Genomic DNA, 26206 nt, shown 5'->3' with positions numbered 1-26206 from the left:
TGTTGCTGGGACAACAGTTTCCACTCACGAGCGCGCGCAGGTCCTGGTGAGTATGCGAGGCACGAATGTTCACGAGTTCGGAGAAGACCGGCCCCTGGATTTCCCCTCGAATCTCCCCGGCAGGACTGGACCGGGCCGGCGCGCACCGGGAAACGCTGCCCGAGCTGCTCAGCGGCTGGGCCACCCGGCGCGGCGACCGGACCGCGGTCACCTATCTCGACTACTCGTCCAACCCGTCCGGGATCGCCCATTCGCTGACCTGGCAGGAACTCGACACCAGGGTCACCGAGGTCGCCGCCTGGCTGCAGAGCATGACCGACCGGGGCGAGCGGGCCGCGATCCTGATGGGCCAGTGCACCGAGTACATCATCGGTTTCCTGGCCTGTCTGCGGGCCGGGCTGGTCGCGGTGCCGCTGTTCGGCCCCGAACTGCCCGGGCACGCGGAGCGGCTGGCCGGGGTGATCGGGGACGCCGGGCCGAGCCTGGTGCTGACCACCAAGGACCGGCTGTCCACGGTGCGCTCCTTCCTGGACGGCATCCGGCCGCGGGTGCGCCAGGTGGTCGCGGTGGACGAGGTGCCCAGCGGCTTCCCCGAACTGCTCAGCGCGGTGGAACCAAGCCCGGACGACGAGGCCTACCTCCAGTACACCTCCGGCTCCACCAGGGTGCCGACCGGCGTGATCATCACCCACCGCAACGTGGTGGCCAGCGCCAGGCAGTCCGCGCGGGCCTACGGCGTGGAGCCGGATCGCGCGGTGTCGGTGAGCTGGCTGCCGCTCTACCACGACATGGGCCTGGTGCTGGCGATCGCAGCCCCGGTGCTCGCCGGGATGTCCACGGTGCTGATGGATCCCTTGGCGTTCCTGGAAAAGCCGGTGCGCTGGCTGCGCGCGCTCTCGGCCAACCCCGGCGCGATCAGCGCCGCGCCCAGCTTCGCCTACGGGGTGGCCGCGGCCAGGGTCAGCACGGCGGACAAGAACTTCCTGCGGCTGGACCGGGTCCGCGCGCTGATCAACGGCAGCGAGCCGGTGCAGGCGCATGTGATGGACCGGTTCCACGAGGCGTTCCGGTCGTGCGGGTTGAAACCCGAGACGCACCGGTCCTCCTACGGCCTTGCCGAAGCGACCGTGCTGGTGTCGGTGTCCGCGGCCGGTGCGCCGCCGCGCCGGGTCGCCTTCGACCGGGTGCGGCTGGCCGGTGGCCGTGCGGTGCCGGCCGAGGACTCGCTCGGCGGGGTGTCCGTGCTGGTTTCGGCGGGACGTCCGGTCGGCCAGCAGGTCGCCATCGTCGATCCGCGCAGCAGGGTCGAGCAGCCGGCCGGCTACGTCGGCGAGATCTGGGTGAGCGGGCCCAACGTGGGCCGCGGCTACTGGCGACGAGCGACGTCGTCGGGGGAGACCTTCTGCGCGATCATGGACGGCCACGGCTCCGGCGCGGAACCCAACTGGTGGCTGCGCACCGGCGACCTCGGCGTGCTGTTCGAGAACGAGCTGTACGTGACCGGCCGGATCAAGGACCTGATCATCGTGGACGGCCGCAACCACTACCCGCAGGACATCGAGGTCAGCGCCGAGCAGGCGCATCCGGCGATCCGCCCGCACTCCGCGGCCGCCTTCGCGGTCCCGTTCACCGACGGCGAGCGGCTGGTGGTGGTCGCGGAACGCTCGCGGTGGATCGACGACGAGTGGCTGGACGTGGACGAGGTGATCGGGGCGCTGCGCGGCACCATCTCGGCCCAGCACGGGGTCGGCCTGCACGACGTGCTGCTGCTCAGTCCCGGTGACCTGCCGAGGACAACCAGCGGCAAGGTGGCCAGGTCGCGCTGCCGGGCGAACTACCTGGCCGGCGCCTTCGGACGGACCGGATCTCGGTGAGCCTGCCGCCGCCGGGGGAGCCGGAGCTGCGGCGCTGGCTGATCGATCGGATCGCACTGCTGACCGGCCTTCGCCCGGAGTCGATCGACCCGGAGCGGCCGCTGCGCGAGCTGGGCGTGTCCTCCAGGGACGCGATCGTGGTGGCCACCGAGCTGAGCGAGCTGACCGGTCGGGACCTGCCCGCCGGCCTGCTGTGGCAGCAGCCGACGGTGGCGATGCTGGCCGGTTCGCTGGCCGGTGGTGACCCTGCCGACCCGGTCGAGCCGGTGCGGGCGCGGGCGGCCGACGGTGAGCCGATGGCGGTGATCGGCATGGGCTGCCGGCTGCCCGGTGACGTGGAGTCGCCGGAGGACTTCTGGCGGCTGCTCGTCGCGGGTACCGACGCGATCGGCCCGGTGCCCGACGGGCGCTGGGCCGATTTCACGGGTGCGGACGGTTTCCCCCGGCACGGCGGTTTCCTGGCCGACGTCACCGGGTTCGACGCGGACTTCTTCGGGATCAGCGCGGACGAGGCCACCCTGATGGACCCGCAGCAGCGGATCTTGCTGGAGGTCACCTGGGCCGCGCTGGAACAGGCCAGGGTCAGCGCGCGTTCGCTGCGCGGCAGCCGGACGGGGGTGTTCGTCGGTATCTCTTCGGCCGAGTACGGCCACCTCACCATGGGCGGTTCCGCTTCGACGGCGCCGTGGACGGCCACCGGCGCGGCGGCCAGCATCGCGGCCAACCGGCTGTCGTACCAGCTCGACCTGCGCGGGCCGAGCGTGGTGGTGGACACCGCCTGCTCCTCTTCGCTGGTCGCCGTGCACCAGGCGGTGCGCGGCCTGCGGGACGGCGAGATCGACCTGGCCGTGGTGGGCGGGGTGAACCTGATGCTCACCCCCGAGATCACCGCCACCTTCCACCGCGCGGGCGCGCTCGCCGGGAACGCGCGGTGCAAGGCGTTCGACGCGGCCGCGGACGGCATCGTGCGCGGCGAGGGCTGCGGGGTCGTGCTGCTCAAACGGCTGGCCGACGCGCGCGTCGACGGGGACCGGGTGCTGGCCGTTGTCCGCGGCAGCGCGGTGAACTCGGACGGCAGGTCCAACGGGCTGACCGCGCCGAACCCGGCTGCGCAGCGGGCGCTGCTGGCCGACGCGCACGCGATCGCCGACTCCGATCCGTCCACTGTGGACTACGTGGAGGCGCACGGGGCCGGCACCCTGCTCGGCGACCCGATCGAGGCGCAGGCGCTGACCGAGGTGCTCGGCCGCGGCCGTGACCGCGGCAGGCCGCTGCTGCTCGGCTCGGTGAAGACCAACCTCGGCCACCTCGAGGGCGCGGCCGGGGTGATCGGCCTGATCAAGACCGTGCTGGCGCTGTGGCACGGCAAGATCCCGCCGAGCCTGCACTTCACCGAGCCGAACCCGCACATCGACTTCCACCGCAGCGCCCTTTCGGTGGTGACCGAGCCGACCAACTGGCCGCGGTATGCCGGAACTCCCGCCAGGGCCGGGGTTTCCGCCTTCGGTTTCGGCGGCACCAACGCGCACGTGGTGCTGGAGGAGTGGCCGTTCGAGCCGAACACGTCCGCCGCGGCCGGTGAGCGCTGGGGCAGCAGGCCGCACGTTTTCGCGCTTTCCGCGCACACCGACGCCGCGCTGCGGCAGCGTGCCCGCGACCTGGTCGGTTGGCTGGATTCGCCGGGCGGCAAGGCGGTCCGGCCGGACGAACTGGCCGGGGCGCTGGCGGCGCGCGACCACCAGGACCGGCGGGCCGTGCTGGTGGTGCCGGCCAGATCCAGGCTGGTCGAGGGACTGCGCTCGCTCGCGGTCGGGACGCCGAACCGGGAGGTGCTGCTCGGCAACTCCCGGCCCGCCTGCGCCGGGCCGGTGTTCGTGTTCTCCGGCTACGGCTCGCATTGGCCGGCGATGGGCAAACGGCTGCTGTCCACCGAGCCGGAGTTCCGCGCCGCGGTGGACGCGCTGGAGCCGATCTTCCTTGCCAAAGCCGGGTTTTCGCTGCGCTCGCGGCTGCGCAGCAGCCACCCGTCGACGGATCCGGCGGTGGTGCAGCCGACCCTGTTCGGCATGCAGGTCGCGCTGGCCGCGCTGTGGCGGGCGCACGGGGTCGAGCCGGCCGCGGTGCTCGGGCACTCGATGGGCGAGGTGGCCGCCGCGGTGGTGGCCGGCGCGCTGGCCGTGCCGGACGGGCTGTGGACCGTCGCGACCAGATCGCGGCTGCTGTCCGAGCTGTCCGCGTCCGGGGCCGGCGCGATGGCGGTGGTGGAGCTTTCCGCCACCGAACTGGCCGAGCTGGGTGAGCGGTTCCCCGGGGTGTCCGTCGCGGTGTACACCTCGCCGACGCAGTGCACGATCAGCGGCGACGCGGCCGAGGTGGCCGCGCTGGTCGCCTACGCGGAGAGCATCGGCAAGCTGGCCAGGCGGCTGACCGTCACCAGCGCCGGGCACTCGCCGGCGGTGGACGCGGTGCTGGCGGAGTTCCGCGCCGGGCTGGGCACGCTGCCCGCCGGCCCGCCGCTGACCACCTTCTATTCCAGCGTGCTGGACGATCCGCGGGGCACTCCGGTGTTCGACGAGGACTACTGGGTGGCCAACCTCCGGCGCCCGGTCCGGTTCACGCACGCGCTGGCCGCCGCGATGGCGGACGGGCACCAGATGTTCGTGGAGATCTCGCCGCACCCGATCGCGGCCACCGCGGTGGAGCAGACCGCGACCGTGCGCGGGCACGACGCGGTGGCGCTGCCGACGCTGAGCCGCCGGGCCGCGGATCGCGACGACTTCCTGACCAGCCTGGCCGCGCTGCACGCCGCCGGGCACCCGTCGGTGCTCGCCCGCCGGTACCCGGACGGGCCGGTGCTGGACCTGCCGGGGCCGGCCTGGCAGCACGAGCGCTACTGGGCCGAGCCTCGCCGCCCTGCACCCGCGACCGGTGCGCATCCGCTGCTCGGGGTCCGGGTGGAGGTGCCGGAGGAGGCCCGCGAGCTGTGGCAGTCCGATTTGGACCCGGAGACGCTGCCGTGGCTGGCCGATCACCAGGTGCAGGGCATGCCGGTGCTGCCCGGCACGGCCTACCTGGAGATGGCCATGTCCTGCGGTCGGGCCGTTTTCGGGGTGCCGGATGGTGAGCTGGTGGTCCGCGACCTGGAGCTGGCCGAGCTGCTGCCGGTGCACCAGCCGGTCCGGTTGTGCACCGAGTTCCGCCGGCTCGGCCCTGATCGCGGGCTGGTGCGGATCAGGTCGAAGACGGGCTCCGGGGATTGGATCGGGCACGCGACGGCCGAGGTGTTGGTGGAACCCGCGGTACCCGTCTCGCCGTGGGCGGGCGCGATCGCCGAGGAGCCGCCGCTCGATCTGTACCGCGAGTTGGCGCTGCACGGCCAGAGCTACGGGCCCGCCTTTCGCGGGCTGCACGGCGTACACGCGGCGAGGGGCCGGGCGTCCGCCGGGATCGCGCTGCCCGAAGCCGCGTCCGACCATCCGGCGTTCACCCTGCACCCGGCGCTCGGCGACGCCTGCCTGCACACGCTGGCCGCGGCGGCGGCCGCCGAGCTGAACGGCGCGCGCGGCGTCTACCTGCCCGCCGGGATCGGGTCGGTGCGGCTGCCCGGCGATCCGCGGGCGGGGGTGCGCTGCCGGGCGGCGGTGCGGCGAACCGGCGACGAGCTGCTCGGGGCGGTGCGGCTGATGGACGCCGAGGAGCGGGTGGTGGCCGAGCTGACCGGGGTGCGGGTGCGGCGGTTGTCCTCCGCCGCGTTGCCGGTTCCGTTGCACGACAAGCTGTTCGAGACCCGCTGGGTGGAGCGGCCGTTGCCGGCCGAGCCGTCCGCGGTCGGCCGTGACTGGCTGGTGCTCACCGACGACCGCCCGGCCAGCCTGGCCCAGTCCATCGGCTTGGCCACCGCGCTCGCCGCGACCGGGGACAGCGCGACCGCGCTGCCGGTCGCCGAGCTGGCGGACGGGCTGCGCTCGCCGGCCGGGGTGGTGCTGATCGCCGCGCAGACCAGGGCGTACCGGGATCCCGCGGTGGCGAGGGAACTGCTGCTGACGGTGTCCACTGTGGTCAGACGACTGGCCGGTTCGCCGACGCGGCTGTACCTCGCCGTGCGCAACGCGGCGGTGGTGACCGAGGGGGAGCACGGCGAACCCGGGGCCGCCGCGTTGCGGGCGCTGGTCCGGGTACTGGCCTTCGAGCATCCTGGCCTCCGGGTCAGCCTGGTGGACCTGGACCCGGCGTCCAGCGGTGCGGCGCTGGCCGCCGAACTTCGAGCCGTGGCGGCAGATGACGAAGTGGCCTGGCGCGACGGTCGTCGGTACGTGGCCAGGGTGGTGCGGACGGCGCCGGCCGATCCGGCGGCCGGATCGCGGGTGCGGCCGGGCGGCTACCTGATCAGCGGCGGGCTCGGCGCGTTCGGGCTGCTCACCGCGGGTTGGCTCGCCGGGCGCGGGGCGAAGCGGATCGTGCTGTGCGGGCGGACCGGGCCGTCGCCGGAGGTGTCGGCCGTGCTCGACCGGCTTCGCGAGCGCGGCACCGACATCCGGCTGGTGCTCGGCGACATCGCCGAACCGGCGGTGGTGCGGGCCGCGGTGGACCGGGTCACCGAAGACGGCGTCCGGCTGCACGGCGTGGTGCACGCCGCCGGGGTGCCGGACGACCGGCCGGTCACCGAGCTGACCGAAGCGCGGCTGGCCGAGGTGTGGCGGCCGAAGGTGCTCGGCGGCCGGAACCTGCACGAGGCCACCCAGGGCCACGATCTGGACTGGTGGCTCGGGTTCTCCTCGGCCGCCGCGCTGTTCGGGTCGCCCGGCCAGGCCGCGCACGCCACCGCCGATGCCTGGCTGGACGGCTTGGCCGCGTCGCGCCGCGCGCAGGGCCTGCCGGCGACCAGCGTGCAGTGGGGCGCCTGGGCCACCGGCCCCGGCAACAACCCGTTGCTCGAACCGATGGCGGCGGACGAGGGCCTTGCCGCGCTGGCCGCGGTGCTCGGCGCGGGGCCGCCGGTGATCGGGGTCGGCCGGATCGACCTGTCCCGCGCGCTCGGACGTTTCCCCGAACTCGGCCGTCGGCCGGTGTTCGCCGACCTCGAATCCGCTGACCCCACTGAAAAGGGCCTCGGCGCGACCGGCGAAGACGCGCACCCGGCTCCCGCACCGGGGCCGCGTCCGGTCGCGCCGAGGGACCCTGCCGAGCGCTGGGTCGCCGGGCTGTGGCGGGCCGTGCTCGATGCCCGCGAGTTCGGTGTGTTCGACGACTTCTTCGAACTCGGTGGCGAGTTGTCCGGTGCGGAACGGATTCGCGGCGAAGTGGTGGAAAGGCTCGGCGAAGCGCCCGAAGTTGATGAGCTTTTCTTCGCACCGACCGTGGCCGCGATGGCCGATCTGCTTCGCGGTGGGTACGAAGGCACGGATACCGGCCCGGTGCGGTTGCTGTGCGAACGCGGCGACCAGCCGCCGCTGTTCCTGTTCCACCCGGCCGGCGGCACCACCAGCGTCTACCGGCCGCTGGTGGACCGGCTCGGCGACCGGCAGCCCTGCTACGGCCTGGAGCGGATGGACGAGCTGGGCACGCTGGAGGAGAAGGCTGCCCGGTACGTCGAGCTGGTCAGGGTGATCCAGCCCGAAGGCCGGTACCGGCTCGGCGGCTGGTCCTTCGGCGGCATGCTCGCCTACGAGGTGGCCAGGCAGCTCACCGAGGCGGGTTGCCAGGTGGACGCGGTGATCCTGATCGGCACCGTGCTGCCCCGGCGGGCCGCCGGGGCGGACGAAGGCGCGGGCCGGTTCCTGCGGCATGTGCGTGACGTGTACGGAATGGACCTCGCGCTGTCGTCGGCCGAGCAGCGGGAGCTGGACGAGCCGGGGCAGGTCGACCTGGTGCTCGGCAGGCTGGCCGCGGTCGCGCCCGGCACCGGCGACGCGGTACTGCGGCACCAGTACACGTCCTATGTGGACACGAAGATCGCGGAACGCTACCGGCCGAAGCCCTATGCCGGTCCGGTGCTGCTCTGCCGGGCGGCCGATGAGCGGGCGCCCGGCTGGGACGAGCTGTGCCCGAGCCTGCGCGTGGTGACCGTGCCGGGCGACCAGCTCACGATGATCGATCCGCCGCAGGTGGACGAACTCGCCGAGCGGCTCGGGCACTTTCTCGAAGGAAGCAGGGATGTGCAGCGCCCGCCGGCCTAGCACCTCCCGTGGTGAACGGAGAACGAGATGAGACGTTGGCGGATGCTGACCGGAGTGGTGCTGCTGTTCGGCGTGCTGCTCCCGGCGCAGGCGACGGCGGCCGACGGCGCGCGGGTGGTCAGCGAGACCAGGGTGGACAGCCGCACGCTCGACCTGGTCATCTCCTCGCCCGCGCTGGGGGCGGAGGCGCCGGTGCGGCTGCTGCTGCCGGAGCGGTACGACGAGGAGCCCGGCCGGAAGTGGCCGGTGCTGTACCTGCTGCACGGCTGCTGCGAGGTGCAGGATTACAAGTCCTGGACGCACTACACCGACGTCGAGGCGCTGACCGAGAACAAGGACGTGCTGGTGGTGATGCCCAGCGACGGCAAGGCCGGGATGTACTCGAAGTGGTGGAACTTCGGCCTGCCCGGTGGGCCGGACTGGGAAACCTTCCACGTCACCGAACTGCGCGGCATCCTCGAACGGGACTACCAGGCCGGCGACCGCCGCGCGGTGGCCGGCCTGTCCATCGGCGGCTACGGCGCGCTGGCGTACGCGTTCCGGCATCCCGGCATGTTCCGAGCGGCCGCGTCCTACAGCGGGATCCCGAACACCATGCAGTTCGGGGTGCCCGAGGTGATCCAGGGCATCCTGATGCAGCAGGGCCTCAACCTGATGGCACTGTGGGGGAACCAGTACGTCAAGCCGGACCTGTGGCGGTCCCAGAACCCTTACGACAATGCGGAAAAGTTCCGCGGCGTCGGCCTGTACGTCTCCTGCGGCAACGGCAAAGCCGGCCCGCTCGACCCGCCCGGCAAGTCCGACTGGCTCGAACCCGCCGCGCTCTCCGCGTCCCAGAGCTTCACGAATCTCTTGAGCTCCAAGGGAATCCCGGTCACCACCAGCTACTACGGCGACGGCACGCACAGCTGGCCCTACTGGAACCGCGCCCTGCACGAGTCCTGGCCCCTCCTCACCTCGTCTCTCGCCCTCTGACCCTGACGCGCGGACACGCGCGGGGTCGGGGCCGATGCTGTCCCCTCAGGCATGGTCGTCTCCTTGCGGCACGGGCAGGCTCAGCAGCCCGTCGACGACTTCGGCCAGGGTGCCGGTGCGGAACCAGATCGTGTGGTCCGGCCCGCTGCGAAGCGCCTGGGCGTCGGGTGGGCTCTTCACCCGCAGCGCGTCCGCTTGCAGCACACCGCGCCACATCCGCAATCCCGCCACCATGACCAACAAGCCATCCCGGTCGTGCACGTAGGTGAAGAGCCAGCCCACTTCACGCAGGTCGATCAGCCGTTGCAACTCGGGAAATACGGCGACGGCCGCCCGGTCGGAGTCGGAGGTCATTGGCCGTTCGCGACACCGAGTTGGCTGGCTACGACAACCGCGCCACCGCCGTGAACGGTCAACTCGCGGACCGTGAACGGTCAACTCGCAGGCCCGGAATGGTCGACTCGCCGCCCCCGAACGGTCGACTCGCGGACCGTGAATGGTCGACTCGCCGACGGGAATGGCCAGGGCCTGCGCGGACGTTCGGCTTATACCGCGCGGACGGGGACGGGGTGGGCGTATAGGGCCGGGTCGCGGCGGACGCCGAGGCGGGCGAGCGCGTCGGGTCTGCTCAGCCGGGCGCCCGCGCGGTAGGCGGCGTCGTAGTCGCGCTCGCCGAGCTGCCGGGTGAGCTCGGTGACCAGTTCCCGCAGCTCCGGATCGCCGTGGTCGAAGGCGCCGCGAATGGCTTCGCTGAGGCCGAGTGCGGTCGCCGACCCGGGGAAGTCGCCTTCCAGGAACAGCAGCCGGGCCAGCTGCTGCGCGGCCGGGGCCGGGTCGCCACTGGCCTGGGTGCCGGTGATCGCGGCGGGCAGCAGCTCGCGGGCACCCGCGGCGTCACCGGTGGTCAGCCGCAGTGCCATCCGGGCCGGTGCCAGCCAGCGTTCCAGACCGGGCAGCCGCAACTGGTCGGTCAGCTCCGCCAGTCGGTCGAGCGCCAGCTCGGACCGTTCGCAGTCACCGGCGCGGCGGTGCAGCTCGGCGCGGCCACGCAGCGCCTCGGGGCCCATGTACCAAAGACCGCGCGCCCGGGTCAGCCGCTCGGCCGCGTCGAGGTCGCGTCCGGCGCCGTCCAGATCACCGGCACGCATCCGCACGATCGCCAGCGCCACCAGGTAGGTGACCTCGTCCTGCGCCCCGGCGGCCAGCGCGATACCGCGTTCCAGGCCGGTGATCGCCGCGTCGTGCTCACCACGGACGGAATGGACCTCGGACAGCACGGCCAGCGACACCGCGGTCAACAGCCGGTCACCGGCGGCGGTGAACTCGTGCACCGCCCGCGCGCGGGCGGAAGTCAGGCCGGTCCAGTCCCCGCGGTCCCCGGCGATACGGGCCTCCAGCAGCGACATGCACGCCTTGGCCCAGGGGTCCGGACGGCTCCGCACCCGGACCATCTCGGCTTCGACCAGGTCGTCGAGACCCAGCTGATGCGCGATGGGCAGGGTCACCATCAGCAGCATCGGGTACCGCTCCAGCGCGCCGGTGTCCGCACAGCCGGCGATCAGGGCACGCACCCGTTCGGTGTCGGTGGTCGGCGCGCTCTCGCCGATCAGCTCGTCTATCGCGGTGAACGCGGCGCGGGCGTCGCCGGGGAGCGCGTCGCCGAACGCCAGCGTCTCGGCGACGAGCGACTCCGTGCGGGCGTCGTGGCGCACCAGGTACCAGTACCAGTGCAACAGCCCGAGCAACCGCACCGCGGCCGCCGGGTCCCGGCCGTCCAGCGCCGAACGCAGCGCGAACATCAGGTTGTCGTATTCGCCGGTGAGCAACGTCAGCGACGAGGTCTGGTGACGAGATCGCACCAGCGGCTCGTGCTCGGCGGCCAGCGCGGCGAAGTAGCTGGTGAACCGGTGCCGGACCGTTTCCCGCTCACCCGCGCGCGACAGCTCGTCGGCCGCGAAGGCGCGAATGCTCTCCAGCATCCGATAGCCGTTCCCGCTCTGCTCCACCAGCGACTTGTCGACCAGGGAGTCGAGCACGTAGAAGACGTCCTCCGGCACCAGCGGCGCCTCGTCGGCGCACACCGCCTCGATCGCGTCGGCTCCGCTGGCGGCGGGGAAGATCGCCATCCGCCGCGCCAGCACCCGCTCGGATTCGGTCAGCAGCTCCCAGCTCCACCCGATCACCGCGCGCAGGGTGCGCTGCCGGGGCTGCGCCGCGCGGTTGCCCGAGGACAGCAGTCGGAACCGGTCGTCGAGGCGCTGGGCGACCTGGCCGATGCTCATCGACCGCAGCCGCGCCGCCGCCAGTTCCAGTGCGAGCGGCATCCCGTCGAGCCGGCGCACCACGTCCACGATCGAGCCGACGGTGGACTCGTCGAGGGTGAAACCGGGCCGGACGGCGGAAGCGCGGTCCAGCAGCAGCCGTACCGCGGCCGACTCGACGGCGCCGGTGACCGCCGCGCTCTCGGTTGGCACGTCGAGCGGGCCGAGGCGGCACAGCGCCTCGCCCATGACGTCCAGCGATTCCCGGCTGGTGGCCAGGATGGTCAGCCGCGGCCGCGCTTCGAGCAGCTGCCGGGCCACCCGTCCCACCTCGGCCACCACGTGCTCGCAGTTGTCCAGGACGAGCACCGCGTCGCCGCCGCCGAGCAGTTCGGCCACGCGGTCCAGCGGCTCGATGGGCGCGCCGCCGAGCTGGCCGGTGCCCGCGCTGAGCGCGCCGAGGATCGCGCCGGCCACCCCACGCCGGTTCTCCACGCCCGCCAGCCCGACCAGCCACAGCCGCCCGCTTCGGTACGCCCGGTGCTCCGACGCCGCCTCCACGGCCAGCCGGGTCTTCCCCACGCCGCCGGGGCCGACCACGGTGACCAGCCGGGCGGACTCCATCAGCTCGGCCACCGCCTTCAGCTCGTCGTCGCGGCCGATGAACGACGTCAGCCGCGACGGCAGCCGGCCCGGCGCGGCCTCGGTACTGGCGGCCGACCGGTCCAGGTCCCCGCGCAGCACCGCCAGCTGGGTCCGCCGCAGCTCGGCGGAAGGGTCCACGCCCAGCTCGTCGGCCAGCCTGGCCCGGATCTCCTCGTACCCGGCGAGCGCGTCCGACTGGCGGCCCGCCGCGTACCGGGCCCGCATCCGCAGCGCGGCAAGGCGTTCCCGCAGCGGATCGTCCGCGCACGCCACCTCCAGGTCGGGCAGCACCTCGGCGTGCCGCCCCAGCTGAAGGGCCGCGTCGAACCGGTCCTCACGGGCCGCTGCGCGCAGTTCCTCCAGCCGCACCACGGCCGGCCCGGCGAACGGCGCCGCCGGCAGGTCCGCGAACGGCGTGCCGCGCCACAGCGCGAGCGCGTCCCCGAGCGTGGCCGCCGCCCGCCCCGGATCACCCGCCGCCAGCTCGCGGCCGCCCCGCGCGGCCAGCACCTCGAACCGGTGCGCGTCCACCCCGTCCGCGGGCACGGCGAGCCGGTAACCCACGGCCAGCGACTCCACCAGCCCGGCCGATGGCAACGCCCGCCGCAGCCGGTGCACCAGCGCGTGCAACGTGTTCGCTGCGCCGGATGGCGCGCCGGCTCCCCAGATGTCCTCGATCAGCGCTTCGGACGGCACCGCCCTGCCCGCGGCCAGCGCGAGCCTGCCCAGCAGCGTGCGCAGCCGGGCGCCCGCGACCTCGACCGGTTCACCGTCGTCGCCGAACACCCGCACCGGCCCCAGTAGCGCTACCCGCACAGCCGGAAACGTTACGCGCCTCAGCGCGGCGGCCGGTGGGGGTCAGTGCTGGGCGGAGCTGTGCAGTTTGTGGGTGGTGCGCAGGGCGAGGATCATCTCGAAGCGCTGCTGCGGGTCCTCCAGCCGGTCGCCGAAGAGCGACTCGAGATCGTGCACCCTGGCGCGGACGGTCTGCGGGTGCACGGAAAGCCGGGCGGCGATGTCGCGCACGTTGGCCCTGGTCTCCAGCCAGGCGAGCAGCGTGTCGGCCAGCCGCGCGCGGTGCTGCGGCTTGAGGTCCTCCAGCGGCGCCAGCACCCGCGCGGCCAGTTGTTCGATCAGGAACGGGTCGCTCAGCAGCCAGAGGTCGGAAAGGTGGTCGTCGCACCAGATGACTTGGGCGTCCGGCAGCACCCCGGTACCGGCCAGCCGCAGCGCCTGCCGCGCCCAGCGCAGCGACTGGGCCGCCTCGGCCAGCGCCACCCTCGGCCCGACCGCCGCCCGCCAGCCGTGCAGCGCGGGCTCCAGCTTCCGCGCCCCCTCCACGTCCGGCGCCGGGATCAGCAGGCTCGGCGTGTTGCTCTCCAGGTCCAGCAGCGCCTCGTCGCCGAGGGACGGAAAGGGCACGTCGTGCTCGTTCTCCGGATACTCGACGGCCACCGCCACCACGAACTCGGGGAGCTGCCATTCGGCCGTCTTCGCCAGCTCCTCGAGCACCGGCCGCGCCACCGGCGGTTCCGAGAGCAGCATGTCCATCAGCCGTCGCCGTCGCCGCTGGACCGCGCCGACCTCGCGGGCCTGCGCGGAGGTGTGGCCCTCGATGGAAAGCGCGGACATCTCGTCCAGATAAGCGAAAATCGCCTCGGCCAGCAGGCAGAGCGTGGACACCGGCACCCCGGCCTCGGCACCCACTTCGGACATCCGCCGCCAAGCCACCCGCGCGCCAACCCGGTACGCGGTCTGCAGCACGTCGAGGTTGCGGCCCTGGCTCAGCTCGTGCCGGCCGAGCCGGTGGAACACCCGGCCGCGGTCGTCCGCGGGGGAGGTCGGGTCGCCGAGCCGGTCCACGAACTGCAGGATCGCCTCCTGCACCCCGGCGGTGATCGTCTTGCCGAACGGCCCCTCCAGCGGCCGCGCGTACTCCGGCACCGCCTGCTGGATCTCGGTCAGCACCTCGCCGGCCACGTCGGCCACCCGCGGCCGGAAGATGCCGGACAGTTCGCTCGGCAGCAGCGACCACAGCTGCACCGCGCGGGCGCTCTCGTCGCCGGGTTCGGTGCGGCGCAACGGGGTCAGCATGGAGTCGAAGGCCACGTCCACCCGTTCGCCGTGCTGGTCGGCCACGATGATCACCACGATTCGATCGCCTGGAAAGGGTTTTCAGCTCACGCGCAGTGCGGAGTGATCAGTAAGTTTGACGCCAACATACCTTGGCGCGACGTTGCCGATCCAGGGAAAGCAATCGATCAAACCGATATGGACGAAAAACCGCCCGATAATTGAGAAGGCGAAGTGCTATCCGATCAACAATTGTCAACCGGATAACACTTCGCCAATTCGTGGTACTCGCCGAGGTGCGTGTCAGCCGAGCTTGCCGGTGAGTTTCCTTGCCCGCAGGGCGATCTCCATGTGCAGCCGGTCGTTGACGTTGTGAAGCCGCTCACCGAACAGCGCCTCCAGCTGGTGCAGGCGGTAGCGAACGGTCTGCGGGTGCACCTTCAGCATCTCGGCGATCTCCGGTGCGCCACCGCGGGACTGCAGCCAGGCGAGCAGGGTTTCGCTCAGCCGCGCCCGCTGTTTCACGGTCAGGCCCTCCAGTGGCGCGAGGCAGCGGTCACCGAGTTGCCGCAACAGGAAGTCGTCCGTCAGCAGCCAGAGCTTGGACAGGTGATCGGCGCAGCGGGTGACCGGTTCCGCTGGCAGCACCCCGTCCCGCACCAGCCGCAGGGTGCGGCGCGCCCACCGCAGCGACTCCGACGCGGTGGTCAGCGGCACTTCGAGCCCGACCACCGCGCGCCAGCCGTCCAGCACCTTCGCCAGTCCGGCGACATCTTCCACGGTGCCGGGGATGAGCAGGCAGGGTTCCGCGCCTTCGAGGTCGGTGAGCACGTCGCCGTCGAACTCGGGCAGCACCATCTCGTGCTGGTCCGGCCTCGGCTCCAGTGCCACCGCGGTGACCTGCTCCGGCACCTTCCAGCGCGCTTCGGCGGCCAGGCCGCTGATCGCCTGCGGTGAGGCCGGCGGCTCGGTGAGCAGCAGGTCCAGCAACCGGCGCCGGCGTCGAGCGATCGCGCCGGCCGCGCGCGCCTTTGCGATCGTGTAGCCCTCGATGGACAGCGCGGAAATCTCGTCCACATAGGCGAAAATGGCCTCCGCCGCGGTGCAGAAGATATCGCTGTCCAGGCAGAGCGACTGGCCCACCTTGGAGACGTAGCGCCAGGCCACCCTGCCGCCGACCCGGTAGGCGGTCTGCAGGTGGTCGAGCGTGCGGCCCTCGCTGAACTCCACCTTGCCGAGATGGCGGTACAGCGAGATCCAGTGGTTCATCGGCGCCTTGCCGGTGCCGAGGTTGTCCAGGTTCTGCAACAGGCTCTGCTCGATGCCCTGGGTGAAAACCTCACCGAAGGCCCCTTGCAGCGGCTGCGCGTAGATCGGCACCGCTTCCTGGATGGCGGTGATGATCTCCTTCGCCATCCCTTCGGCGTGCGGCCGGAACTGGTCGGCCAGTTCGCGCGGAAGTGACGCCCAAAGCTGGCGGGACCGGCCTATTTCCCGACCCGCGTTGTCCATCACCGGGCTTCGTGGAGCCGGTGTGACCGCCGGCCGTTCGGCGAAATGACCGGTCGGCACCGAAGTCGATTCGAGCAGTTGTCCGGCACGTGAGGTTCTGACCACTTTGACATCACCTGAGCCCAGCATGCTTGCACCCCTACTCCGCAACAAAACCGACTTCTGTGTCGTCGAGGCTGTGCCGGTTTTTGTGGCCTCCGTAACATAATTTTCACCTTGATGAGTGTCAACACGGAACTTGCGGGCGGTTTGCCGAGTTGTCGCCAATGCACCCGTTAGAGTGAGCCGCGATCTTGCGAGTGATAGTTTTCCGCGCGCCGGGGCTCAACCGGATAACAAGTTTTCCGTTACGGTTTGTGTTCGCGATCCGGGGCGCCGGTCACTACCAGCGACCGCATATCTTCGATGTCCAGCCGGGCCGGCGTGGTCTTGGCGAGGAACTCTTCGAGAATGTCAGCGAACCTTTGCGGATCGGCCGCATGCGGAAAGTGCTTCATGTTCTCGAACAGTTCCAGCCTGCTGCCCGGCATCGCTTCGGCCGCCCGGATACCGTGCTTCACCGGGATGATCGGGTCCTTGGTGCCCCAGACGATCAGGGTCGGCATCGCCTCGGCGAGGTAGAGCCGGTCGGTCGCGCTGGCGCGCTGCCCACGCAGGTCGATCAGGCCACGCGCGGTCACCACGAAGGCGGCCCGCCGTCCCGCGTCGGCCAGTGAGGCCAGGTGCCTGACCAGCTCCTTCGATTCCGCGCCGAGCTTGCCGCCGAGCCGCCTGGCCAGCCCGGCGACCGCCCTGGCCGCGCCAAGCGTCAGCCGGTTCACGGTGAGGTCGAGGAACAGTTTCGCGCCGGGCAGCGCGGTGGCCCGCAGCGGCAGGCCGACCTGCGGGCCGAGGCCACCGCTGTCCACCAGCACCAGGCGGCCGACCAGCTCGGGAAACTGGTAGGCGAACTGCAGCGCCACCCCGCCGCCGAGGGAATGCCCGACCACGGTCAGATGCCGGTGTCCCTCCAGCAGCGCGAGGTCGCGGATGCCGCTGGCGAACGCGCCGAGACCGTAGTCGCCACGCGGTTTCGCGGACTCTCCGTGACCGAGCAGGTCCGGCACCAGCACCCGGCGGGGGAAGCGGCGGCGGGCCAGCTCGGCCAGCAGCGGCTCCCAGGTCTGCCCGCTGCCGGCGATACCGTGGATGAGCACCAGTACGTCTTCGTCTTCCGGTTGCCCGGACGGCGGGTCCGGCACGTACTCCCAGAAGCGGATGTCATGCCCGTGCAGATTCACGTCACGTGCGGCCACGTTCATCGTTCCACCTTCCCGATCGGCTTTCCGACGCTAGCGCATGAGCGAGATTCATCAACTGCTGATCGAGGCCATTTAAAAGCAATCACCTGAAGCACAGTGAAATCTCCGGAGACTCGTACGCGCATGACAACCTTGTAGGCCCGGTTGAGTGACGGCGGATTGCTCCTTGCTAACCGCCGGACGCGTTAGTAACGTACTGCTCGGCGGCGGACCCTGTAGGATTTCGTTGCCTTGATCCTTGAAACATGAGGCGCCCCGCTCATTCAGCTGCGCCATTCTGCTTCGGGTTTTACCACACTAGTTCGGTAATTCGATGTTGATCATCGATGATCGATTTTCGAGGAGAGCGGTCATGTCGCTTCGTAAAGGTTCTTCACTCACTGCCCGTGGTCTCGCGCTCGCCGGTGTAGCGGGGCTGCTGTCCATCACCGGTGCGGTGGCCATCGGCACGGCGTCCGCGGACGAGGTCACCGTGGCCGGCGCGGTCAGCAAGCCGATCAGCTTCTCCTGCGAGTTCCCGCTGGTGGGCGTCAAGACGGTGGCCGCCACGGTGAACATCACCTTCCCCGACGCCGGCAAGGTGGGCGAGGTCATCCAGCCCACCGACTTCAAGGTCGACGGCAAGCTCGACGCCGAGACCTCGGACGCACTCGGCCTGATCGGCGCCACCACCTTCGAGGCGACCGGCGCGGCCACCGATGTGGACGTGAAGATCAACGACACCGAGATCGGCGTGAAGCTGAACGGGCTGAGCATCCCCTCGGCTCCGGTGGTACCGGGCGCCGAGACCCCGTTCGTCATCAACGGCCCGATCCCCGGCATCACCGTGAAGGCCCCTGGTGAGGTGTCCTTCGCCGTGGGCAAGAAGTTCACCGCGACCGAGGTCACCCCGAAGGACGCTCAGGGCAACCCGACCGACCTCGGCACCTTCCCGCTGGACTGCACGGCGGCCGACGGCCAGGACACCGCACTGGCCACCATCCCGGTCAGCTGACGCGAGAGCTTTTTCAGGGGGCCGGTCGGGCACGACCGGCCCCCTGTTCTCGTGCTAGAACACCGGGTCGATCTTGTGCACCAGCCGCTGTGAGCGCAGCGCGAGCTGCATGTCGAGGCGGTTGTCCGGGTCGTTGAGCCGATCGCCGAAAAGCTGCTCCAGCTGGTGCAACCTGGCCCGCACGGTCTGCGGGTGCACGTCCAGCCGTTTCGCGATCTCCGGCGCCCCGCCGCGCGTCTCCAGCCAGGCCAGCAGCGTTTCGCTGAGCCGGTCCCGCTGCTTCTCGGTCAATGTCTCGAACGGGTCCAGGCTGCGCTTGGCCAGCTCGGCGGCCAGGAAGTCCTCGGCCAGCAGCCAGAGCGTGGCCAGGTGGTCCTGGCACCAGATGACCGGCCGCTGGTCGTCGGCGTCGAGCAGTTCGAGCGCCCGGCGCGCGGTCCGCAGCGCGGCCGGGGCGTCGGCGAGGGCGACCGACGGCGAAACGGCGGCCCGCCAGCCGTGCCAGCATCCTTCGAGGCTGCTCAGGTGCCGGCGCGGGTCGGCGGTGAGCAGGCACGGCTGCTCGCTTTCCAGGTCCACCAGCACCTTTCCGGACAGCAGCTCGGCCGGGAAGCCGCGGCCTGGCTCGACCTGCCGCAGCGCCACCACGGACAGCTGCTCCGGCACCGTCCAGTCGACCACCTTCGCCAGGCTGGCGATGGTCAGCGTGGAGGACTCCGGCGCGGTCAGGATCAGTTCCAGCAACTGGCGGCGGCGGAGCTCGGACGCGCCGCTGCCCCGGGTCTGCGCCTCGTGGTAGCCCTCCACCGCGGTCGAGGAAAGCTCGTCCACATAGGCGAAAATGGCCTCGGCGGCGATCGCGACATCGTCCACCGGGAAGCCGAACCGCTTGATCAGCGGTGAGATGTAGCGCCAGGCGACCCGGCCGCCGACCCTGGCCGCGGTCTGCAACGCGTCCATGTTGCGGCCTTCGTCGAACTCGATCTTGCCGCGCGCGCGGAACAGCTCGACCCACTGCTCGTTGGACATCTCCGGGTTTCCGACGCACCGCATGCACTGCAGCACGGCCTGCTCGACCGAGTCGACCAGCACCCTGCCGACCGCCCCGTCCAGCGGCTGCGAATAGGCCGGCACGGTCCGCTGGACCTCGGCGATGATCGCGCTCGCGATGGCGCCCGCGTGCGGCGCCAGCATCTCGCCGAGCCGCCTTGGCAGCGTCGCCAGCAGTTCGCCACTTCTGTTTCCCGGCATGGCAGGCACCTCCGGATTCGGGCGCGGCCGAGGCTCTCGATCACTGGACACACTACAACACCCGCTGCTCCGAACGGCCCAGAGTTCGAGGCTCGCGGACCTTTCGGCTCCCCCTGTTTCCGCTACGTCCGTCCGGGTGACAAACGTGAATCTCGGTATCTGATCGCCCGGTCGCGGCTCTTGGTTTGCGGGCGAGCGCGGGGCACGCGGCAGGGGAGGGAACGCGTGCCTCGCGTTCGGCTGGCGGGTCAGGCGGGCAGGATCAGGCGGGCAGGGTGCGGGCGAGGAACTCGGTGGTGAGCCGCCAGGCTTCGGCGGCGGCCTCGGGGTGGTGGAACATCGGCGCCGAGTGGTTGTGGAAGGCGTGCCCGGCCTGCTCCTGCACGTGGATCTCCGCCCCTTCGTGGCCTTGGACGGCATCGACAACGCGCTGCACCGCTTCGCGCGGGATATAGGGGTCCTGGCCGCCGAAGTGGAACAGGATCGGGCAGGAGACCTGGTCGAGCAGGCCCACCTGGTCCGGCACGCTCGAGCCGTAGAAGGACACCGCGACGTCGGGATCGGCCGCCGCGGCGGCGGCGAAGGCGAGCGCTCCGCCGAGGCAGAAGCCGAAAACGCCGGCGCCGCCGGTCACCTCGGGCAGCGACCGCAGGTGCGCGAGCGCGGCGAGCACGTCGGAGGCGCCCAGTTCGGCGTCGAACCGGCTCACCACCGCCATCGAAGCGGCGACCCCGGCTTCGTCGTGGGTGGAGACCCAGTTCGGTTCGATCCGCCAGAACAGCTCGGGCACCGCGACCACGTACCCGAGCGCGGCCAGGTCCGCGGCCACCGAGCGCAGGTAGTCGTCAAGGCCGAAGATCTCCTGGATCAGCACCAGGCCGGGGCCGCTACCGCCCTCCGGCAGCCATACCGGCAGGTCGAAGGCACCGCCGGACACCGGCACCTGGTCCACCCGATCGCTCATGCTTGTCTCCCAGTCCCCAGTATTCGAAAGTCTCAGCCAATGGCGGCTTCGAGGGTAGCCGCGGCGGCGCCGAACCGTACCGGCAGTTCGACCAGCGAGTGCAGGAACACGTGCTGGCGGTAGCCGATCTCGCCGGGATCGACGGCGAGTCCGAGGTCGGGGAAACGCCGCAGTACCGACCCGATCGCGACCTGCGCCTCGACCCTGGCCAGCGGCGCGCCGAGGCAGTGGTGGATGCCGTGCCCGAACTGCAGGTGCGGGTTGGGCGTCCTGGTTATGTCCAAAATGGACCCGTCCCGGAAGTGTGCGGGGTCCTGGTTCGCCGCGGCCAGGTCCATGACCACCTGCTGGCCGGGGCGGATCACCGCGGTACCGAGCCGCACCTCCCGCTCGGCGATCCGGACGTTGATGATGCCCGGTCCGGCGTAGCGGAGCAGTTCCTCGGTGGCCTGCTTGATCAGACCGGGCTCGCGCCGGAGCAACGCGAGCTGGTCCGGGTGCAGCAGCAGCGCCAGTATCGCGTTGCCGAGCAGGTTCGCGGTCGTCTCGTAGCCGGAGACCAGCATGAACCGGCCGGTCGCGACCACCTCCTGGTAGCTGAGCCGGTCCTCGTCCCCGGCCGAGACGAGCGCGCTGATCAGGTCGTCACCCGGGGCCTCGCGCTTGTCTTCGGTGAGCTTTTCGATGTACCGCCAGAGGTTCTCGCCCGCCTCCCGCGCCCGGCCGGCCGGGTCCGGCCCGTCGCCAGGCCACAGCATGGTGTCCGACCAAAGCCGGAAGTCCAGCCGGTCGGCTTCCGGGATGCCGAGCAGTTCGGCGGTGACCAGCACCGGCAGCGGCAGTGCCAGGTCGTGAACCAGTTCGGCGTGGCCGAGCGGGGCGATCCGGTCCAGCAGGTCGTCGGTGATCGCCTGGACGCGGGGGCGCAGGGCCTCCACCCGGCGGACGGTGAACGCGTTGGAGATCAGCCGCCGCAGCCGGGTGTGCTCGGGCGGCTCGCTACCCAGCATCGTGTTCCGGAACAGCCCGGCCAGCGGCGGTTCCTGCCCGGAGTTGATCGCGTAGACGGTGGGCAGCGACAGCCGGGGGTCGGCGAGGCAGGCCCGGACGTCGGCGTGCCGCGAAAGCAGCCAGACCTCCTTGCCGTTCAGCGTGATCTGCCGTGGCGGCCCGGTTTCACCGAGCTGGTCGAGGTAGGTGTGCGGGTTTGCGGGGAAGGAGAAGGGGGCTTCGCTCATGAATTTAAGGTACATAGTTGTCTCTTAACCGGCAAGGTCGTCTTCCCGTGGCGCGATGACCTACTGTCGACGCGTGGCGGAGCAGCGCGGGCCGGTGAAGACCAGGCGCCGGGGACAGGAACTGCTGGACGCGATCTACCAGGCCGTGCTGGCGGAACTGGCCGAGGCCGGGTTCCGCGGGCTGACCATGGACGGCATCGCCGAGCGGGCCGGCACCGGCCGGATGCCGCTGTACCGCCGTTGGAGCCGGTCCGAAGACCTGGTGCTGGACGCGCTGGAGCACGCGTTGGCAAGTACCACGGCCCCGGCCGACACCGGTGACCTCCGCGCCGACCTGCTCGGGCACTTCCGGCAGCTGACCGAGCAGCTGCTGGCGGGCACGCTGGGGCGGGCGCTCGGCGCGGTGATCGGCGAGCGCGGCCGCTATCCCGAGCTGGTGGACGCCATCCGGGACCGGCTGCTGCAACCGCGGCAGGAGGCGATGACGGCCACCCTGCTGGCCGCGGCCGCTCGCGGGGAGATCGAGGAAAGTGTTGTCACGCCGGAGATCTGCGCCGCCGGGCCGGCGCTGATCGTGGTGCACAACCTGATCAACGGAAGTCCGCCGACCGGGCCGGAACTCGAGGCGATCGTGGACAACGTGGTGCTGCCCGCGTTGCGGTTCAGAGGGTGAGCGGCTTGACCGGGGCCGCGATCAGGCTCGGGTCCGAACGCCAGTCCACCCCGGGCATGTCCACGTACAGCTCGACTTCGTTGCCGTCGGGGTCGGCGATGTAGAGGCTGTGCGTGACGGTGTGGTCGCTGGAACCGAGCACGGTGGCGCCGGCCTCGGTCAGCCGTTCCAGCGCCTCGCGCAGTTCGTCGTCGCTGTCGCCGATCTTCAGGCCGAAGTGGTAGAGGCCGACCCGGCGGCCCTCCGGGATCTTCGCGGCGTCCTCGCCGACCTCGATCAGCAGCAGCTCGTGGTGGGTTCGCCCGGACGGTGCGGAGAAGACGGCGACCTTCGCCGGCAGCGGGCTGTTCTCCGGCGGCACCGGCTGGTGCCAGCCGAGCACGTCGCGGTAGAAGGCGGTGGACCGTTCGAGATTCCGGACATAGAGCACAACATGTCCGAGTTCGTGGACCCGCACGCCGCACCTCGTCTTCCCTGCACGCGGTTGAAAATTCAATGAGAACTATACCCGTAGTACGGTCCGGCTGTCAGCTGGTTCTGCCCGAAAATTGATCAATGGCAGGCTTTCCTGCGATCATGACACGGTATTTGCGAGGTGTTGGATGGCTTCCGTTCCCGCCGCTTATCGACCGAACCCGGGCAGCGTGCTGGACCCGGACCGCGCCTTCTACGACCGGCTCGCCGAGCAGACCGAAGGGCGCGAGCTCGTCGAGCGGTTCGTGTTGCCGATCCGGTCCGGGCGGGCATGGGAGGTGCCGGCCGGGCACCTGTGCCGGGTGCTCACCCAGGAAGGCCCGCAGGTCGGCGACTTCAACGTGTGGAACCGGCACAACCCTCGCGAGCGACTGTGGGCGGCGCGCACGCGCCAGCTCCAGCGCGCGCACGTCAGCAGGTACGACCGGCTCTGGTCCACCCTGCCGTACCTGCGCCCGCTGCTCACCGTCACCAACGACACGCTGGAGTCCTACGGCGTGGACGACGACGGCGGCAGGGTGCACGACCTGCTCGGCTCGCGCTGCGACCCGTACGTGAACCGGCTGCTCACCGGCGTGGACTTCGACCTGCACTGCCATTCGAACCTGGTGCGCGCGGTGGCGCCGTACGGGCTGACCGAGTTCGACGTGCACGACGTGCTGAACATCTTCCAGTGCACCGGGCTGAACGACGAGGACCGCTACTTCATGAAGCCGTCCCCGGCGAAACCCGGTGACTTCTTTGAGTTCTTCGCCGAGCAGGACCTGCTGTGTGCGTTGTCCACCTGCCCCGGCGGCGACCTTTCGGTGCCGCTTTGGGGCCCGGACGCGCGTGACCCGATCGACGTCTGCCGCCCGCTGGCGGTCGAGGTGCACCGCCCGCCCGCCGGGCTGACCGGCGGCTGGTCCCCGCCGCCGGTGGCGCCCTATCGCGGCGGGCACGGGCTGCGGCTGGCCTGAGCGGGCGCGGATAAGCTGAGCGGCACGGACAAGGCGAGTGGAAGGTCGGGACAGGTGCTGCACGGCGATGTGGGTGTGGAGCTCGGGCGGCGCGTGGCGGCGGTGGTGGCGTCGGTGGGCGCGGAGATCACCCCGGCCGAGGCGCTGGTCCGTCCGTCCACCCGGGACGGTGTGGACTACCAGTGCAACGTGGCGATGAGTCTCGGCAAGAAGCTGGGGCGGGTGCCGCGTGAGCTGGCTGCCGAGATCGTGGCCGGGTTGGACTCGGCCGATCTGGTGGAGCACGCGGAGATCGCCGGGCCCGGGTTCATCAACCTGGTGCTGCGGCGCGAGTGGCTGGAGGAGCAGGCGTCCGGGCTGCTCGGGGACGAGCGTGCCGGTGCCGCGCCGGTGGAGCACGCGCACCGGGTCGCCATCGACTACAGCAGCCCGAACGTGGCCAAGGAGATGCACGTCGGGCACCTGCGCTCGACGATCATCGGGGACGCGATCGCGCGCCTGCTGCGCTTCGAGGGGCACGAGGTTATCCCGCACAACCACCTCGGCGACTGGGGCACCCCGTTCGGCATGCTGATCGAGCACCTGCTCGACGACGGCGCGGAGAGTGTCCTAAGTGGACATACGATCAGCGATCTGAACGGTTTCTACCAGGAGGCGCGCAAGAAGTTCGATGCCGACCCGGCCTTCGCCACCCGCTCCCGCGAGCGCGTGGTGCAGCTGCAGGGCGGGGACGAGCGCACGCTGGCCCTGTGGCAGGGCCTGGTGGACGAGTCCGCGCGGCACTTCGAGCAGGTGTACGCGCTGCTCGGCGTCGGCCTCACCCCGGCGGACCTCTACGGCGAGAGCTTCTACAACCCGTACCTGGCCGCGACCATCGACGAGCTCGAAGCCAAGGGGCTGACCGAGATCAGTGACGGCGCGGTGTGCGTGTTCCCGCCCGGGTTCAGCAACCGCGAGGGCGAGCGGCTGCCGCTGATCCTGCGCAAGCGCGACGGCGGCTACGGCTACGCGATCACCGACCTGGCCACGGCCCGGTACTGGACCGGCGAGCGTGAGGCGACGGATCTGCTCTACGTGGTGGGTTCCCCGCAGTCGCAGCACTTCGCGATGATCTTCGAGGTGTCCAGGCAGGCGGGCTGGCTCACCGACGAGCGCCGCGCCGAGCACATCGGCTTCGGCTCGATCCTCGGCGAGGGCGGCAAGACCATCAAGACCAGGTCCGGCGGCTCGGTCAAGCTGGCCGAGCTGCTCACCGAGGCGATCTCGCGGGCCGCCGCGGTGGTGGCCGAGCGCAGTGAGCTGGATGCCGAGGAGCAGGCCGAGGTGGCCCGCGCGGTCGGGATCGGCGCGGTGAAGTACGCGGACCTGTCCGGGGACCGGGAGAAGGACTACACCTTCGACTGGGACCGGATGCTCGCGATGGACGGCAACACGGCGGTCTACCTGCAGTACGCGAACGCCCGGATCGCCTCGATCCTGCGCAAGGCCGGCGAGGAGCCCGTGCCGGGCACGCCGGTGGTGCTCGGCGAACCGGCCGAGCGCGCGCTGCTGCTGACCCTGCTGCGGTTCCCGGCCGCCGTCTCCGCGGCAACGGAAAGCTATGCGCCGCACAAGCTCTGCACCTACCTGTACGAGACGGCGACCGCGTTCTCCGCGTTCTACGAGAACTGTCCGATCCTGGCCGAGCGCACCCCCGCCGACATCCGGGCCTCCCGCCTGGTGCTGGCGAAACTCACCTCCAACGTGCTCACCCTCGGCCTCTCGCTCCTCGGCATCGAAGCCCCCTCCCGCCTCTGACCCCACGTCGGCGAGTCCCACACTCAAGGCGGGCGAGTCCCACACTCAGGCGGGTGAGTTCTGCGGTTAGGGGCGGGGGTTGGCGCCGGTGAGTACGGTGGCCAGCCGGGCGCCGGGCAGGGAATGGGTGCGGATCGCGGCGATGCCCGCCGCGCCCGCGGGTTCGACCAGCTGGCCGAGGGTGTCGGCGAGCAGCCGCATCGCGTCCAGCAGGTCCTGATCGGAGACCAGCACGATGTCGTCCACCAGTGCGCCGATCCGCTGCACCGCGGCCGGCACCGGAACCCGGATGGACATGCCGTCGGCGATGGTGCGCACCGGTTCCCCGGGGACCACCCGGCCGGCGCGGAAGCTGCGCTCCTGTGCGGGCGCGCCCTCCGCGCACACGCCGATCACCTTCGCCCCCGGGCAGTGCTCGCGCAGCCAGGTGGCCACGCCGGTGATCAACGCGCCGTCGCCGATCGGCAGCACCACGGCGTCCAGCGGGCCGTCGCGCAGCAGTTCCACCCCGATGGTGCCGGCGCCCTCTGCGATCGCGGACTGGTTGCCGTCCTCCAGAAATACCCGGCCCGGCTGCCGCTCGACGTGCTCCTTGGCGGCCTCTTTGGCGGCGAACCCGTCTCCGGGCACCTCGGTCACCTCGGCGCCGAACGACCGGATCCTGGCCACCTTCACCGGGTTCGCCCCGGCCGGCACGAAGACCTCCGCGGGCATGCCGCGCTCCCGTGCGGTGAAGGCGACCGCCTGACCGAAGTTGCCGGAGGACGCGCAGACCACGGTGTCCGGGGCGGCCAGGCCGAGTTCGTGCAGGATGAAGCTCGCGCCGCGGCCCTTGAAGCTGCGTAGCGGGTTCACCGTTTCGAACTTGACCAGCACTTCCTTGCCGATGGCCGCGGTGAGCTGCTCGTCGACGTACTGCGGGGTGTCCCGCAGCCGCCGGTCGATGACCGCCGAGGCGCCGGCGATCTTGTCCAGGGAGAGCGGGGTCTGCGTGGTAGTCATAGTGCCGATCGTATACAATCGGCACCTCGGGAGGTAG

The 26206-nt window shown here is 71.2% G+C and carries 17 protein-coding genes; 7 read left to right on the top strand and 10 right to left on the bottom strand.

Features of this window, described 5'->3' with window-relative positions; all coding sequences use genetic code 11:
- The first annotated feature begins 65 nt into the window (after nt 1-65).
- The 3 genes from AMYNI_RS0114215 to AMYNI_RS0114205 are packed head-to-tail and all read left to right on the top strand — an operon-like array spanning nt 66 to nt 9025.
- The gene (locus AMYNI_RS0114215) at nt 66-1874 is read left to right on the top strand and encodes a fatty acyl-AMP ligase (RefSeq protein ID WP_020668690.1); all 1809 of its coding nucleotides are present in this window, start codon (nt 66-68) and stop codon (nt 1872-1874) included.
- Nucleotides 1871-8050, top strand: a complete 6180-nt coding sequence (locus tag AMYNI_RS0114210) for a type I polyketide synthase (protein ID WP_026360449.1) — start codon at nt 1871-1873, stop codon at nt 8048-8050. The genes AMYNI_RS0114215 and AMYNI_RS0114210 overlap by 4 nt, the downstream gene beginning before the upstream one ends.
- A 27-nt stretch (nt 8051-8077) precedes the next feature.
- Nucleotides 8078-9025 (top strand): alpha/beta hydrolase, encoded by a 948-nt coding sequence (locus AMYNI_RS0114205; protein WP_026360448.1) that lies wholly within the window; start codon nt 8078-8080, stop codon nt 9023-9025.
- A gap of 45 nt (nt 9026-9070) precedes the next feature.
- On the opposite strand, the gene AMYNI_RS44520 is transcribed toward AMYNI_RS0114205, so the two are convergent.
- The 5 genes from AMYNI_RS44520 to AMYNI_RS0114180 form a co-directional block, all read right to left on the bottom strand.
- On the bottom strand, nt 9071-9379 hold the full coding sequence (locus tag AMYNI_RS44520; protein WP_020668688.1) for a hypothetical protein: 309 nt from the start codon (nt 9377-9379) through the stop codon (nt 9071-9073).
- Nucleotides 9380-9570: 191 nt separating this feature from the next.
- Complete coding sequence (locus AMYNI_RS0114195) at nt 9571-12747, bottom strand: AfsR/SARP family transcriptional regulator (protein ID WP_026360447.1); 3177 nt, start codon at nt 12745-12747, stop codon at nt 9571-9573.
- A 42-nt stretch (nt 12748-12789) separates the two neighbouring features.
- Nucleotides 12790-14079 (bottom strand): PucR family transcriptional regulator, encoded by a 1290-nt coding sequence (locus AMYNI_RS0114190; RefSeq protein ID WP_020668686.1) that lies wholly within the window; start codon nt 14077-14079, stop codon nt 12790-12792.
- Nucleotides 14080-14307: 228 nt separating this feature from the next.
- Nucleotides 14308-15516, bottom strand: coding sequence for a PucR-like N-terminal domain-containing protein (locus AMYNI_RS0114185; RefSeq protein WP_020668685.1), 1209 nt, complete (start codon nt 15514-15516; stop codon nt 14308-14310).
- A gap of 347 nt (nt 15517-15863) precedes the next feature.
- Nucleotides 15864-16817: an alpha/beta fold hydrolase gene (locus AMYNI_RS0114180; protein WP_020668684.1), complete on the bottom strand. Its 954-nt coding sequence runs from the start codon at nt 16815-16817 to the stop codon at nt 15864-15866.
- 352 nt (nt 16818-17169) lie between these two features.
- Between AMYNI_RS0114180 and AMYNI_RS0114175 the strand changes: the two genes are divergently transcribed.
- Nucleotides 17170-17811 carry a DUF6801 domain-containing protein gene (locus AMYNI_RS0114175; RefSeq protein ID WP_020668683.1) on the top strand — a complete coding sequence of 214 codons (642 nt, stop codon included), beginning with the start codon at nt 17170-17172 and terminating at the stop codon, nt 17809-17811.
- A 54-nt stretch (nt 17812-17865) separates the two neighbouring features.
- Here AMYNI_RS0114175 and AMYNI_RS0114170 read toward each other — a convergent pair whose 3' ends face one another.
- From AMYNI_RS0114170 to AMYNI_RS0114160, 3 genes are all read right to left on the bottom strand, one after another.
- Nucleotides 17866-19062 (bottom strand): PucR-like N-terminal domain-containing protein, encoded by a 1197-nt coding sequence (locus AMYNI_RS0114170; RefSeq protein WP_020668682.1) that lies wholly within the window; start codon nt 19060-19062, stop codon nt 17866-17868.
- Nucleotides 19063-19324: 262 nt separating this feature from the next.
- Nucleotides 19325-20026, bottom strand: a complete 702-nt coding sequence (locus AMYNI_RS0114165; protein WP_020668681.1) for a dienelactone hydrolase family protein — start codon at nt 20024-20026, stop codon at nt 19325-19327.
- Between the two features lie 32 nt (nt 20027-20058).
- Complete coding sequence (locus AMYNI_RS0114160; protein ID WP_020668680.1) at nt 20059-21264, bottom strand: cytochrome P450 family protein; 1206 nt, start codon at nt 21262-21264, stop codon at nt 20059-20061.
- A gap of 73 nt (nt 21265-21337) precedes the next feature.
- On the opposite strand from AMYNI_RS0114160, the gene AMYNI_RS0114155 reads away from it, so the two are divergent.
- A complete protein-coding gene (locus tag AMYNI_RS0114155) occupies nt 21338-21937 on the top strand; it encodes a TetR/AcrR family transcriptional regulator (protein WP_020668679.1) in 600 nt (199 codons plus the stop codon).
- Here the strand turns inward: AMYNI_RS0114155 and AMYNI_RS0114150 are convergent.
- Complete coding sequence (locus AMYNI_RS0114150; protein WP_026360445.1) at nt 21927-22394, bottom strand: VOC family protein; 468 nt, start codon at nt 22392-22394, stop codon at nt 21927-21929. The two genes, AMYNI_RS0114155 and AMYNI_RS0114150, sit on opposite strands and share 11 nt — an antisense overlap.
- Before the next feature lie 145 nt (nt 22395-22539).
- On the opposite strand from AMYNI_RS0114150, the gene AMYNI_RS0114145 reads away from it, so the two are divergent.
- Together AMYNI_RS0114145 and argS are read left to right on the top strand one after the other, a co-directional pair.
- On the top strand, nt 22540-23370 hold the full coding sequence (locus AMYNI_RS0114145; protein WP_026360444.1) for an urea carboxylase-associated family protein: 831 nt from the start codon (nt 22540-22542) through the stop codon (nt 23368-23370).
- Nucleotides 23371-23424: 54 nt separating this feature from the next.
- Nucleotides 23425-25167 carry an arginine--tRNA ligase gene (gene argS, locus AMYNI_RS0114140; protein ID WP_020668676.1) on the top strand — a complete coding sequence of 581 codons (1743 nt, stop codon included), beginning with the start codon at nt 23425-23427 and terminating at the stop codon, nt 25165-25167.
- Nucleotides 25168-25233: 66 nt separating this feature from the next.
- Here argS and AMYNI_RS0114135 read toward each other — a convergent pair whose 3' ends face one another.
- Nucleotides 25234-26169 carry a threonine ammonia-lyase gene (locus AMYNI_RS0114135; protein ID WP_020668675.1) on the bottom strand — a complete coding sequence of 312 codons (936 nt, stop codon included), beginning with the start codon at nt 26167-26169 and terminating at the stop codon, nt 25234-25236.
- Nucleotides 26170-26206 lie beyond the last annotated feature (37 nt).

Source organism: Amycolatopsis nigrescens CSC17Ta-90, assembly GCF_000384315.1.
Lineage (GTDB): Bacteria > Actinomycetota > Actinomycetes > Mycobacteriales > Pseudonocardiaceae > Amycolatopsis > Amycolatopsis nigrescens.
The sequence above is the reverse complement of the archived record's forward strand: the minus strand, read 5'-3'. Positions and strand labels throughout refer to the sequence as shown.

Bases quoted from the DNA above. Each gene is read 5' to 3' on its own strand.
- AMYNI_RS0114215 (WP_020668690.1), top strand. From the start codon at position 66: ATGTTCACGAGTTCGGAGAAGACCGGCCCCTGGATTTCCCCTCGAATC.
- AMYNI_RS0114205 (WP_026360448.1), top strand. From the start codon at position 8,078: ATGAGACGTTGGCGGATGCTGACCGGAGTGGTGCTGCTGTTCGGCGTG.
- AMYNI_RS44520 (WP_020668688.1), bottom strand. From the start codon at position 9,379: ATGACCTCCGACTCCGACCGGGCGGCCGTCGCCGTATTTCCCGAGTTG.
- AMYNI_RS0114185 (WP_020668685.1), bottom strand. From the start codon at position 15,516: ATGGACAACGCGGGTCGGGAAATAGGCCGGTCCCGCCAGCTTTGGGCG.
- AMYNI_RS0114180 (WP_020668684.1), bottom strand. From the start codon at position 16,817: ATGAACGTGGCCGCACGTGACGTGAATCTGCACGGGCATGACATCCGC.
- AMYNI_RS0114175 (WP_020668683.1), top strand. From the start codon at position 17,170: ATGTCGCTTCGTAAAGGTTCTTCACTCACTGCCCGTGGTCTCGCGCTC.
- AMYNI_RS0114170 (WP_020668682.1), bottom strand. From the start codon at position 19,062: ATGCCGGGAAACAGAAGTGGCGAACTGCTGGCGACGCTGCCAAGGCGG.
- AMYNI_RS0114165 (WP_020668681.1), bottom strand. From the start codon at position 20,026: ATGAGCGATCGGGTGGACCAGGTGCCGGTGTCCGGCGGTGCCTTCGAC.
- AMYNI_RS0114160 (WP_020668680.1), bottom strand. From the start codon at position 21,264: ATGAGCGAAGCCCCCTTCTCCTTCCCCGCAAACCCGCACACCTACCTC.
- AMYNI_RS0114145 (WP_026360444.1), top strand. From the start codon at position 22,540: ATGGCTTCCGTTCCCGCCGCTTATCGACCGAACCCGGGCAGCGTGCTG.
- AMYNI_RS0114135 (WP_020668675.1), bottom strand. From the start codon at position 26,169: ATGACTACCACGCAGACCCCGCTCTCCCTGGACAAGATCGCCGGCGCC.